The sequence below is a fragment of the Parabacteroides gordonii MS-1 = DSM 23371 genome, from assembly GCF_000969825.1.
Taxonomy (GTDB): domain Bacteria; phylum Bacteroidota; class Bacteroidia; order Bacteroidales; family Tannerellaceae; genus Parabacteroides; species Parabacteroides gordonii.
Genome location: NZ_KQ033920.1, coordinates 996,793 through 1,010,135, shown reverse-complemented (window position 1 = coordinate 1,010,135; position 13,343 = coordinate 996,793). Strand labels below are relative to the sequence as shown.

The following is a 13,343-nucleotide window of genomic DNA, read 5'->3' as shown; positions in this document are numbered from 1 at the left end:
TATGGCAACAAAAGCATTTCAAAAAATATATACGAAGATTACCCAGATCACGAAAGCTACCTGTTCGCTGAAAGCAACGGGAGTTGGGTATGACGAGCTGGCTTCCGTAGACGGCAAGCTGGCACAGGTGGTGAAGATCATCGGCGACGAGGTTACGTTGCAGGTGTTCTCCGGTACGGAAGGTATCCGTACGAATGCCGAAGTAGTATTCATGGGCAAGGCGCCTACGCTGAAAGTAGGCGACCAGTTGGCCGGACGTTTCTTTAACGCGTATGGTGATCCGATCGACGGTGGCCCTATCCCTGAAGGAACGGAAGTGGAGATCGGCGGTCCGTCGGTAAACCCGGTGCGTCGTAAACAACCGTCTGAACTGATCGCTACGGGTATCGCCGGTATTGACCTGAACAACACGTTGGTAACCGGTCAGAAGATCCCGTTCTTCGCTGACCCTGACCAGCCTTTCAACCAGGTAATGGCAATGGTAGCCCTGCGTGCCCAATCGGATAAGATCATCCTCGGTGGTATGGGTATGACCAATGACGACTACCTGTTCTTTAAAAATACATTTAGCAACGCCGGCGCACTCGACCGTATCGTGAGCTTTATCAATACAACCGAAGACCCGTCCGTAGAACGTATCCTTATTCCGGATATGGCACTTTGTGCGGCTGAATACTTCGCTGTACAGAAGAACGAAAAGGTATTGGTACTGTTGACCGACATGACCAACTATGCAGATGCTCTGGCAATCGTATCGAACCGTATGGACCAGATTCCTTCAAAGGACTCTATGCCGGGTTCGTTATATTCCGATTTGGCAAAGATTTACGAAAAAGCCGTACAGTTCCCTGCCGGTGGTTCTATCACCATTATTGCGGTAACAACCCTGTCGGGTGGCGATATTACGCACGCTGTGCCTGATAATACCGGTTATATCACTGAAGGTCAGTTATACCTGCGCCGCGATAGTGATGTCGGTAAGGTTATCGTTGACCCGTTCCGAAGCTTGTCACGTTTGAAACAGCTGGTAACAGGAAAGAAGACACGCGAAGATCACCCGCAGGTGATGAATGCCGCCGTCCGTCTGTATGCCGATGCTGCCAATGCAAAGACAAAGATGGAGAACGGTTTCGACCTGACAGACTACGACAACCGTACGCTTTCTTTTGCAAAGGATTATTCAGAAAAACTGTTGGCTATCGATGTAAACCTCGATACAACCGAAATGCTCGACGTGGCATGGGGCTTGTTTGGCGAATACTTCAAGCCGGCTGAAGTGAATATCAAGCAAGAGTTGGTAGACAAATACTGGAAGAAATAATTATGGCAATAAAGTTTCAATATAATAAAACCTCTCTTCAGCAACTGGAAAAGCAACTGAAGATGCGCGAGCGTTCCCTGCCTACGATCAAGAGCAAGGAAAGTGCGTTGCGTATCGAAGTGAAGCGTACCAAGGATGAAGTGACGAAATTGGAACTTCAGCTGGAACAGGAGATACAAAGCTACGAGAACATGGTGGCTTTATGGAACGAGTTTTCTCCCGAACTGATCGCAGTGAAGGATGTAACGCTTTCCACAAAGAAGATTGCCGGTGTAATCGTTCCCGTCCTCGATGATATTGTCTTCGAGATCGGACATTACAGTCTCTTTAATTCCCCTGCCTGGTTTACCGATGGTGTCGAGCTGCTGAAGAAGTTGGCACGTACCGGGATAGAAGCCGAGTTTTCGGGAATGAAGCTGGAGTTGTTGGAGCATGCCAGGAAAAAGACTACTCAGAAAGTGAACCTTTTTGAGAAGGTACAGATCCCTGGCTATAAGGATGCGATCCGGAAAGTGAAACGATTTATGGAAGACGAAGAGAGTCTGTCCAAGTCGTCACAGAAGATCATGCGGGCTAATCAGGAAAAGCGTAAAGCGAAAGAACAAAAAGAGGAGGCTGGCGTATGATAGTAAAGATGAGTAAATATGCCTTTATGGTATATCATAAGGAATATGATACGTTCCTGGCACAACTGCGCGAATTGGGTGTTGTGCATGTGAAGGAAAACAAGTCTATTCTCGATAATGCGGAACTTCAGGATATTCTGGCCTTGCGTAAACGTATCAATCTGTTGATGCGCTATTTCAAGGGATTGAATGCGGCAACTAAAGATGTTCAACTGGCACCGGCTCGCGAGCTGGATAAGAAAGCCGGCTTGAAATTGTTGCAGAAGATAGAGGAATTGCAGGACAAGAAAGTACAGCTTCAGTCTGTAAAGGCATCCCTTGAAAAGGATATTGCCTATATGGAGATCTGGGGTGATTTCAGTTGGGCTAACTTCAACCGCTTGAAGAAAGCCGGATATGACATTACGTTCTGGACTTGTCCGACTGCTAAATATGAGCCGAAATGGGGGGATGAGTACAATGCTGTGTTGATCAATAACTTCCAGTCGGTTACTTATTTCCTTACTATAACGAAAGTCGGAACTCCGATTGATATAGATGCGGAGCGTCCGAAGATGCCGGACAGAGGTTTGCAGAAACTGAATGCGCGTCTTGATCTGTTGCTGCAGGAAATGAAAGCGTTGGATGCTGAAATAAAAAAACTGGCGGCAACTGATTATAATACCCTCGACCTGTTCGATAAGAACCTGCAAAACGAGTTCAATCTGTCGAATGTATTGGTGCAGACAGACCGTCAGGCAGGGGAAAAGCTGATGTTGCTGGAAGGCTGGGTTCCGACCGAGAAAGCCCGGGCAATGGAAGAAGCGCTGGAAAAGGATAATTATTTCTACCAGGCGCAGGAGATAGAAGAAGGTGACAAGGTGCCTATCCTGTTGAAGAACGGAAAGTTTGCCAAGCTATACGAGCCGATCACGAGAATGTTCTCTTTGCCTAACTACGGCGAGTTCGACCCGACACCATTCTTTGCCCCGTTCTTTATGCTGTTCTTCGGACTTTGTTTCGGTGACGGCGGATACGGTTTACTGGTTATGATCGTCTGTACGATCCTGAAACGGAAAGTCAATCCGGACTTCAAGCCGTTCCTGAGTCTGTTCCAGTATCTCGGATTGGCGGCGCTGATCGTCGGTACGTGTACAGGTTCGTTCTTCGGTATCGCTTTGGTCGACATACCTGCTTTTGCTTCGGTAAAAGACTACTTTGTATCGAGCGACAACCTGATGACGTTCTCTATCATAATCGGATTGGTGCAGATCCTCTTCGGAAAGACAATCGCTGCGCTGAAGATCATGTCGCAGAAAGGAAAGAAATATGGTATTGCACCGTTGGCATGGGTATTTATTATCCTAGCGTTGTGTCTCGTATTCGGCTTGCCGATGCTGGATGTACAACTGCCCGAAATGGTGAAAAATGTATTCCTTGTAATCGCCGGGCTTGGATTGCTGGTTGCTTTCCTTTACAATACGCCGGGCAAGAATATCTTCCTGAACTTCGGTACAGGTCTGTGGAATACTTACAATATGGCTTCCGGACTGCTGGGTGATACTTTGTCTTATATCCGTCTGTTCGCGATCGGTTTGACCGGTGCGATCCTGGGTGGCGTGTTCAACTCGCTGGCTGTGGATATGACAGAAGGAATGAACATCGTATTGCGTGTGATCTGTATGCTGTTGATCCTTTTGGTCGGCCATGCGATCAACATCGGTTTGTGTACCATCAGTTCGCTGGTTCACCCGCTTCGTCTGATCTTCGTAGAGTATTATAAGAATGCAGAGTTTGAAGGTGGCGGTAAGGCGTACGAACCTTTCAAGAAAGCATAAACAAAACGTGATTTAAAATAATAACAAAAGAATAATTAAACAAACAAATTTCATTATGGAACCAATTTTATTAGCTTATCTAGGTATTGCGTTGATGACAGGTTTAACCTTTATCGGCAGTAGTTATGGTGTAACAATCTGCGGTAACGCAGTAGTAGGAGCAATGAAGAAGAACCCGGATGCACTGGGTACTTACATCGCATTAAGTGCGTTGCCTTCTTCACAGGGTTTGTACGGATTCGTAGGTTATTTCATGATGCAGAAATTCCTGGTTGCAGACATCACGATGTTGAATGCAACAGCCGTATTCGGTGCCGGTCTGGTATTAGGATTTGCAGGTTTGCTTTCTTCTATCCGCCAGGCAGAAGTTTGTGCGAATGGTATCGCTGGCGTTGGTGCCGGTCATAACGTTTTCGGTGCAACAATGGTAATGGCCGTATTCCCCGAATTGTATGCAATCCTCGCTTTGCTGGTTGTCATCCTGATCGGTGGTACTCTTCCGGTATAATAGTAAGTAGTTAACAATATCTTAATCCCCTGCTTTATCAGCCGATAGAGCAGGGGATTTTTTATTCTTTCATTTGAGAAACAAAATATTTATATACTTTTGTATGAAAGCAAGCAATATAACATAATTTATAGAACATGAAAAAACATCTACTCTTATTGGCGTCAGGACTTCTTCTTTGTTTTGGTGCAAGTGCGCAAACAAATTCAGCGTCAGATCCGCTGCCGGGCTATACACAAGCTCAACGCTTTGCCGGGGACAAATTACCGACTATGCTGTTCTCTACTTCGGTGGATCCGCATTGGTTTAAGGCCGGCAACTGCTTCTGGTATGAATACAAGACCGGTAACGGAAATGTCTGGTATGTAGTTAATCCTTCAGCTAAATCAAAACGTCCTTTGTTCGATCAGGATAAGCTGGCGGCTGAACTGACGGAGATCGTAAAAGATCCTTATATCGCTCAACAATTGCCGATCCAGAAGTTGGAAGCGGGTGAGGACGGACGTACTTTTACTTTCCAGGTGACTTCCTCGCAGGATGCAAAGAAAGACACTACGGATAAGGATAACAAAACAAAAAAGGAGGTCTTTTACTTCTCCTACGATTACCCGACACGTAAATTGACTCATTTGGCAGATAAAAAGAAGGATACGGAATATCCCGACTGGGCTTCCATCTCCCCGGATGGCAAAACCGTTGTCTATGCCAAAGACCTGAACCTGTACCGTATGTCGCGCGAAGATTACGAAAAACTAAAGAAAGACGATAAAGACAGTACAGTGACCGAAATACAGCTGACTACAACCGGTGTAAAAGACTTCGGTTTCGGCCAGCCGTACAGTATTCTGAATACAGATACATTATGCAACGGTAAGAGAAAGAGTCCTGGCTACCTGCTATGGTCGCCCGACTCCCGCCATTTCGCCGTTTCAATCTCCGATAGTCGCGAAGTAAAAGACTTGTGGGTGATCAATGCGATGGCAACTCCTCGTCCTACACTGGAAACTTATAAATATCAGATGCCGGGCGAGAAGGAAGCACCGATCAGCCACCTGTATCTGTTCGATATGAGCAACGACTCGTACAAGGAGATCGATACCTGGGCTTTTAAAGACCAGACTATCCGTATGGCTTATCAGCCCCGCCTGCAGAAACAGCGCGATATGAAAGAACTGCCGAGTATCTGGCTGGGCGACAATAACCGTTTCTTCGTGACCCGTTCCAGCCGCGACCTGCACCGGATCGACATCTGTACTTATACTATCGGTGAAGATTCTATCCGCCCGATCATCGAAGAACGTATGAATACTTATATCGAAGTCCGTCCGCTGGCCGCCGTTAACAATGGCAAAGAGCTGATCCATTGGAGCGAACGCGACGGTTGGGCGCACCTCTATCTCTATGATGATAAAGGCAATCTGAAGAACCGTATCACTTCCGGCCCCTGGCATGTAGACCAGATCGTGAAGGTGGACGAAGCCAAACGCGTTGTTTATTTCCTTGCCAACGGAAGAGAAAAAGACGAAAACCCTTATTACGAACATCTTTATCGCGCCAACCTCGACGGTAGCGGCCTGCAAATGGTTTCTACCGGTGATTACTTCCACGATGTCCGGATAGATGATGATGCCCAGTTTATTGTCCACAACTACTCCCGTATCAACACCGTACCGAAAACAGACTTGCTGGACAATACCGGCCGGAAGGTGATGGAACTGGAGGAAAGCGACTTCTCACAACTGTTTGCTGCCGGTTATCAGTTCCCGGAACCGTTTAAGGTAAAAGCACAGGATGGGGTGACCGATCTGTATGGCGTGATGTATAAACCGTTCGATTTCGACTCGACGAAAGTATATCCTGTTATCGATTACGTTTATCCCGGCCCGCAGGTAGAAGCAACCCGTTATCCATTTACCCGCATGAGTGTCCGCACTGATCGTCTGGCTCAGGCTGGCTTTATTGTCGTATCGGTCGGTAACCGTGGCGGTCATCCGAGCCGTTCGAAATGGTATCATAACTTCGGATACGGTAATCTGCGCGATTACGGACTGGCTGACCAGAAAGCGGCTATTATCCAGCTGGCTGATAAATATAAGTTCATCGATATCCATCGTGTCGGTATTCACGGACATTCGGGCGGCGGCTTTATGTCGACGGCGGCTATTATGCAATATCCTGACTTCTTCAAGGTGGCTGTATCCTGTGCCGGAAACCATGACAACAAGATTTATAACCGCTGGTGGAGTGAAACGCATCATGGTGTAAAAGAAGTGGTATCGGAAAAAGGCGATACGACCTTTACATATAGCATCAAGAGCAACCCCGAACTGGCCAAACAACTGAAAGGCCATCTGTTGCTGGTTCACGGTGATATCGACAACAACGTCCATCCGGGTAACACGATGCGTGTGGTAGACGGCCTGATCCGTGCCAACAAACGTTTCGATATGCTGCTGTTACCACAGCAACGCCACGGCTTCGGTGATATGGACGAATACTTCTACTGGCGTATGGTCGATTATTTCTCAGAACATCTGCTGGGAAAATCGGATAAGTCGGTGGATATACCGCAACGGTAATTTTACAAAGGATAGTCTGATTAGACTATGTTTTGTTTGGGTAAATATTTAAGAGGGTTCCGCATCTGATGTGGAACCCTCTTGTTACATAAATAGACATTCGTTATTTAACTCCTCACGGATGAAATAACAGAAAAGGGTTAAGGTGTATTGGTGTTAAAAATCAAATCTAGTTTAATTTTTGAGCGTACATCTTGGAGAAAATGATTCTCAATATCTTATTGAGGATTCAAATATAAAAATTATTTGAAACTGTAGGTATTTAGCAGCAAGAATGGAACATAAATAGAGAAAAATGAGATATAAAAAGATGAATATAAAGAATAACGAGATCTTTTAGTTTATTAACTAATTGGTTTAGTTCGGAAACTAAAAGTTTTAGTTACTTTGTTGCAAACAATCGGAATTATGAAACGACTAACTGCAAAAGAAGAAGAGATTATGGGGTATTTTTGGGAGAAAGGCCCTTTGTTTGTTAAGCAATTGCTGGAATATTATGAGGAGCCCAAGCCTCATTTCAATACGCTTTCTACTATTGTCCGCGGGCTGGAAGATAAAGGTTTTCTGGCACATAATACATTTGGTAATACCTATCAGTATTATGCCGCTGTCACCGAAGAGGAATATAGCAGTGGTACATTGAAGAATGTCATTGCCAAGTATTTTAATAATTCCTATCTTGGTGTCGTATCTTCCCTGATCAAAGAGGAGGAGATCTCCGTGAATGAACTCCGGCAGTTGCTGGACGAAGTGGAACAAGCTAATAAAAAGTAGAATTATGGGAGATTTCTTTGTTTATATCCTTAAATCGTCTGTATGCCTGGCTACCTTTTACTTGTTCTACAGACTGTTGTTAAGCCGCGAAACGTTTCACCGCTTTAACCGTATTGCCCTTTTAAGTGTGATTATCCTGTCTGTCGTTATACCTTTTATACGTATTATGACAGAAGAACCTGTTGCCTTGCAACGTCCGATGCAGAACCTGGAATATCTTCTGCAAATGGCACAGATGCAAACGGAAGTAGAAGTACAGACAGGAGACTCTTTCTGGCTGCCGTTGCTGTTTGTCGTTTATCTGGTCGGTTGCCTTTTCTTCTTCGGACGTTTTCTTTATTCAACCTTATGGATATACCGGACGATAAGGAAAGGAGAGAAGCAACTGCTCCCGGACGGGAAAAAGCTAGTCGTAACGGCCGAAAATATCAGTCCGTTCAGTTGGATGGGGCATATTGTTATTTCACGGAAAGATATGGAGGAAGGCGGGGAGGAGATACTGACGCATGAGATGGCACATATCCGTGCCCGTCATTCCATCGATATGCTGGTTTGCAGTATCTGTGTCGTTCTTCAATGGTTTAATCCGGCTGTCTGGTTGTTGAAGCAGGAATTGCAGAACATCCATGAATACGAAGCAGACGAGAATGTTATCAGTAACGGTGTCGAAGCAAAGAAATATCAGTTATTATTAATAAAAAAAGCTGTTGGTTCACAGCGCTTCACTTCTATGGCCAACAGCTTTAATCACAGTAAACTAAAAAAACGAATTACTATGATGTTAAAACAAAAATCAAGTCCGTGGGCACGGTTGAAGTACCTGTATGTACTTCCATTGACTGCTGTTGCAGTGGTCGCTTTTGCCCGTCCCGAAATCTCCCGTGAACTGGAAAAGATTTCAAGTGCCAAAATTAGCGAAATTGTTCCGGTTAAGGAAGTTGTCGAGCCTAAAAAAGTTGAACCGGCAATTGTCCGCGAGGAAAAAGTGTCTCCACCGAAACCGGCAGTAGAGAAAGTGGCTGTAGTAATCCCTAAGGTCTCCAAAGTAGCAGATAGTGTCCGGGAGGTAAAGGAGCCTGTAGAAAAGGTTTCTTTGGGAGATTTGCAGGATGCCATGCAGAAGCAGTTGGATGATTTCTCCCACTCGTCGGAAGAGAGAATGAGAAAAGGCAAGCAACGGGTGGAAACTTCCCAGTATTTGATTCTTATCGATAACGAAACCGCCACCTACGACGAGTTAGACCGCATCTCACCCGAAAATATCGAAAGCTTCGGTGTCATTAAGAAAGAGAATAGCCTGGAGGTATTGAAGAAGCATAACGCTGAAAATAAGAAAGGAATTATTTCCGTAGTAACAAAAGAAGGGATAGCATCCGGCAAAGTGAAAAAGGATGAAGTGCGCGTGGTAGGCTTTGGCTCGATGAGTGATCCTGGCAATCCTTTGAACATAAAGGTGATGAAGAGGGATTCCGTAAGTGTCTCGGTTAAAGAAAAACCCTTGGTTTTTATAGATGGTATAAAAGCGGCTGATGATGCAATGTCAAGACTCGACCCGAATACGATCGAGTCGATAAGTGTATTGAAAGATGCAACATCGGTTAAGCTATATGGAGACGAGGGTAGGAGCGGCGTAATCCTGATTACGACCAAGTATGCATCATCAAAGAAAATAAAATGATGAAGACCTGTTTATATCAGGCCGCAATTGCCGCCTGTTTTTTTCTAACAGCGTGTAATGATAGTAAAACAGCGGATGGAGAAGTAACCGTAATCCCTGTAGGAGTCGCTCTTGACACTCCTTCCGGATTGAAGGCTTCCGACTGTTTTAAACAAGTATCTTATGTGGCGTTGGAAACGAATGACAGTTGTCTGGTAGGAACAGCTCCTCGCGTACAGCTCATTAAAGATAAGATATTGATTTCAACTAATCAAGAGCAATGCTTGATGTTCGATAAGACCGGCAAGTTTATAAAGCAAGTCGGACATGTAGGGAATGACCCTGAAGGATACAGCAGTGTATATTGTTGGGGAAATAATGAAACGGGAGATATCTATTTTTGGGGGTGGAACAATGAATTAGTCTGTTATGACCAGGAAGGATTGTTTAAAGAAAAAATTAAGATCCCATTTGAAGCAGAGGGGTATGCGGCTGCATCCTACAACTATCTAACCGATGAAATATTTGTTGGTCATAAAGAAGGAATTTTGGGAGCGAACGGAAGTGCACTTCTCTTCTTTAAGAATAATGAACCAATAACATCGTTTCAGACAATTGCTGCCGATGATAAACCGTTTGATCCATCCAATATAGCTTCTATATCGGTTATTAAAAATGAGGAAGGAATTAAACTGTTCGGTCCGACAGCGTACTCTGGGGTAGTTATCGTTAATTATAAAGAACCGGAAACCGGAAGTATTTCCTTCCCTGATAATACGAGCCTATGGCGTCAGAATGAGAATCTCTACTTCAAGGAAGCCTACAATGATACGATCTATCAGGTGAAAGATACTACCATTGTTCCTTCAAGCATCATTGATTTAGGAAAGTACCATTGGGAGTATTCCGACCGCTATATGAAGAATAAGGACAATGCCGCATTGATAACACAGATATTGGAAAGCAAAGACCGGATGATCATTCGTTTTATTACGAAGCTGTTTCATGGAGCTGTTTTGCATGATGCTGTTGTTACCAAATCGACCGGAGAAGTTAAGGTCGGTTTATATGCTGACGGAATGAAAGATGACCTTACAAGTTTCATGCCTTTACGGCCGATGACCGTTTCTTCTGCCGGAGAATATATAGGTTTACTTCCGGCCGGAGAAGTGGCAGAATGGTTTGACGAACATGAGGATGATCAAGATATCCCGCAACAGGTAAAAGAATTGAAGCGAATAGGAGAAGAGGATAATCCGATAGTTGTAATAATGAAATAAATAAAAGAGCCGTAAGTATTGACACTTGCGGCTCTTTTTATTGTTTGCTTAAATGATCTATTCCCTGACAATCTGATGAATCTGTACCGGAGTCTTGCCTACCGGAGTGATTGTCAGTGTTTGTATATCTTCAAATGAGATCTTATTCAGTTTTACGTAACCGACATATCCGCAGTACAGCATATTGTCTTCTCCGTCTTTATTGATACCGGAGATAGAAACCATACTCTCATTGTTGCCGGATAAGAAGAATTCGATATACTTGTCTACACCGTCGCACTTTACTTCTACCTTTTCACCCGGTTTCAGTGTCTTATAAGTACTCAGATTGAGGTCGTACATCATCAGGGCTTCATTTATTTCCGGAGCTTCTTTGGTCTTAACGGAGAAAGAAGCCACCTTCAGCTCCATTTGTTTGCCGGAGTTATTACGCATCCGGACGAAATGAGCATTCAAAGGAATTGTAGTGACCGTGAATTTTGTCCGGTCTGCAGGTATATCGGAAAGAGGAGTCCATGTTTTGCCGTCTGCCGACCATTCGAATACGCGTCCTTCCACATTGCTTTGAGGTAGATTGAACGTGAAAGACTCGGCATCCCTCTGTATTTCCCATCCCAGGCCGAGATACTGGTCAGGTTCGACCTTTACCACTTCAAGCATGGGAACGTATGCGATCAGATTCTCGTCTTCCGACCAGGGCTGGTTTTTCAGTTGGTCGATATTGGTGATGACGGAAGCGGTACTGACCCTGATCTCGTTAGACGGCATATCGGCTGTAGAAAGCAGGTTGCGGCTTGTCTGTCTGTATAACCCTTCGATAAGCGGCATAAGAACTCTTGTACCGACCTTTACACCTTTCTGGTACGGGTTCTGATTGAAAGTACGGTTGATGAGCTTCATGCTGTCCATTACGGCCGACACTTCCAGGAAACGTTGCCAGGTATTCTGACGATCTTTTTCATACCAGGCATGAGCCATGCGCAAGGCATTTGTTCCGCATCTTCCCAACAGTTCGAACTGCATAAGCCAGGGGTTGATCTCTTCGATCAGCCGCTTGTTGTCTCCCTGGTTATAGATCAGTTCGGGGGCTGCTTGTATCTGTGCGAACAGGGCACCCAGCAGGTTGCCATCTCTTTCGCCGAAAGAGCCGTTGCGATAACTGGTAAGGAAACGGTTCGCTTGCTTTTCGTAACGGGCTGATTCTTCCCGGCGGTATAAATGGCCATTAGGTCCCGGATCGCTGTTATTCTCGCAGAAGGTTTTAAAGGCAATAGCAGCTCTGGGCATCAGGTATTCGCAGGCCTTTTCCCAGGCAAACTGCGGATCATAGCTATGGATGTTCCAGCTATACATGGCAACACCGAATAAGGCTACTTTCGATGCTTCTGCCCGTTCCATCGGGTTGGCAACGAAACCTGACATCGCATTGGATGCTTGGGTATCCAGGCCGTAAGAAGGCCCCATCAGCAGATGGTCGCGGCAATAATCGCTCACTGGGAAGTTCCACCAGATATAAGCGGGGCGTTGGATGCGTTTATTTACCCATTCAAGACCTTCGAGTGTGATATCGTCTACTACACGGTTACCTGTCCACATGATTTGTACGGCCTGATCCAACTGTTCTCCCAGAATATCGAGATAATCTGTTTTGGCCCATGAACGGTTATATTCTGTGGGGCACATAATGAGCGGTTGGATATCGTTTTTCTTTTCAATGAATTCCTTTTGGATGAAGTTCATCAGTCCTGCCTGCTTGGCGGCGTTTGTTCCTTCACCGGAAATGTCGTCGAAGAATACGGCAAAGGCACGTACGCCCAGGTCGTACATCTGTCCGAACTTGGTGATTACGTTGTTGCTGTCGGTTACATTCCATTTGATATCCTGTCCCGGGTGGATGGCCCAAACGAAGTCGACTTTGTTACGGGCAGCTTCGGCTGTCAGTTCTTTGATCTGGTTAGCCTGGTCGGCGGGATACGGTTCGCGCCAGTTGGCACTGTGGAAAGGATCGTCTTTCGGGCCATAGATATAGGTGTTCATTTTAAACTGTCCGTAGAAACGCAATTGGTCGATACGGTCGGCATGGCTCCAGGGAGTACCGTAAAAACCTTCCACTGTACCTCGGTGAAGAACATCCGGATAATCGGTGACGGTGCAAAGGGGGAGTGTCCGTTTCCCTTCATCATTGTAGCTGATCAGTTGCTTCAGTGTCTGGGCGGCATAGAACAGGGAGCGGCCATCTACGATCTCGATGGTGATTTTCTTTTTAGAGATATCGAGGATGTAAGCTCCTGAACGTCCCATTTCGGGTGTTTTTGCTTTCAGCATCTTTATCTCCAGCGGAGAAGATTTGCCGGATTGGGCAAAAGGCAGTGTTTCTTTCAGCAACTTGACGGCATCTGCATCCGGATTGCTGATTCCCTGTAACGTATATCCCCCGACCGGTTTATATTGCTGGTTGGATATTACAATATGTTGCGGCTGCGGGTATAAGTCCGGATACTGGCTCTGGGCATTGCTAATCCCCGGTAGGCAACATAGTAACAGGGTAATGAGTAGATTAGATAGTTTTTGCATAGATCAACGGTTTTATAAATTAATTATGAGGGTAAAGTTATTAACATTCAGTAAATAAACAAGGATGGAACGACATATTTATCAGACTGATGGCAGGATAGTAATTGTATGCTTCTAGCACTATTGTGTAAATAATACCAGCACTACTGTGTCGATACTATTAACACTGTAGTGCTGGAACTGTTAGGACTATAGTCCTGGTTGCGG

General features: G+C 45.3%; 9 protein-coding genes. 8 read left to right on the top strand and 1 reads right to left on the bottom strand.

The window, feature by feature from the left end; all coding sequences use genetic code 11:
- Window position 1: 1 nt before the first annotated feature.
- From HMPREF1536_RS21175 to HMPREF1536_RS21140, 8 genes are all read left to right on the top strand, one after another.
- Window positions 2-1,321: a V-type ATP synthase subunit B gene (locus HMPREF1536_RS21175; protein ID WP_007656318.1), complete on the top strand. Its 1,320-nt coding sequence runs from the start codon at window positions 2-4 to the stop codon at window positions 1,319-1,321.
- Window positions 1,322-1,323: 2 nt separating this feature from the next.
- Window positions 1,324-1,947, top strand: coding sequence for a V-type ATP synthase subunit D (locus HMPREF1536_RS21170; protein ID WP_028729162.1), 624 nt, complete (start codon window positions 1,324-1,326; stop codon window positions 1,945-1,947).
- The gene (locus HMPREF1536_RS21165) at window positions 1,944-3,764 is read left to right on the top strand and encodes a V-type ATP synthase subunit I (RefSeq protein ID WP_028729163.1); all 1,821 of its coding nucleotides are present in this window, start codon (window positions 1,944-1,946) and stop codon (window positions 3,762-3,764) included. The genes HMPREF1536_RS21170 and HMPREF1536_RS21165 overlap by 4 nt, the downstream gene beginning before the upstream one ends.
- 55 nt (window positions 3,765-3,819) lie before the next feature.
- The gene (locus HMPREF1536_RS21160) at window positions 3,820-4,272 is read left to right on the top strand and encodes an ATPase (RefSeq protein WP_028729164.1); all 453 of its coding nucleotides are present in this window, start codon (window positions 3,820-3,822) and stop codon (window positions 4,270-4,272) included.
- Window positions 4,273-4,409: 137 nt separating this feature from the next.
- A complete protein-coding gene (locus HMPREF1536_RS21155) occupies window positions 4,410-6,851 on the top strand; it encodes a S9 family peptidase (protein WP_028729165.1) in 2,442 nt (813 codons plus the stop codon).
- Window positions 6,852-7,259: 408 nt separating this feature from the next.
- Window positions 7,260-7,625: a BlaI/MecI/CopY family transcriptional regulator gene (locus HMPREF1536_RS21150; RefSeq protein WP_028729166.1), complete on the top strand. Its 366-nt coding sequence runs from the start codon at window positions 7,260-7,262 to the stop codon at window positions 7,623-7,625.
- Window positions 7,626-7,629: 4 nt separating this feature from the next.
- The gene (locus tag HMPREF1536_RS21145; RefSeq protein ID WP_028729167.1) at window positions 7,630-9,303 is read left to right on the top strand and encodes a M56 family metallopeptidase; all 1,674 of its coding nucleotides are present in this window, start codon (window positions 7,630-7,632) and stop codon (window positions 9,301-9,303) included.
- On the top strand, window positions 9,300-10,562 hold the full coding sequence (locus HMPREF1536_RS21140) for a DUF4934 domain-containing protein (protein WP_028729168.1): 1,263 nt from the start codon (window positions 9,300-9,302) through the stop codon (window positions 10,560-10,562). Before HMPREF1536_RS21145 ends, HMPREF1536_RS21140 begins: the two co-directional genes overlap by 4 nt.
- A 57-nt stretch (window positions 10,563-10,619) precedes the next feature.
- Here HMPREF1536_RS21140 and HMPREF1536_RS21135 read toward each other — a convergent pair whose 3' ends face one another.
- A complete protein-coding gene (locus tag HMPREF1536_RS21135) occupies window positions 10,620-13,136 on the bottom strand; it encodes a beta-N-acetylglucosaminidase domain-containing protein (protein WP_044193111.1) in 2,517 nt (838 codons plus the stop codon).
- Window positions 13,137-13,343 lie beyond the last annotated feature (207 nt).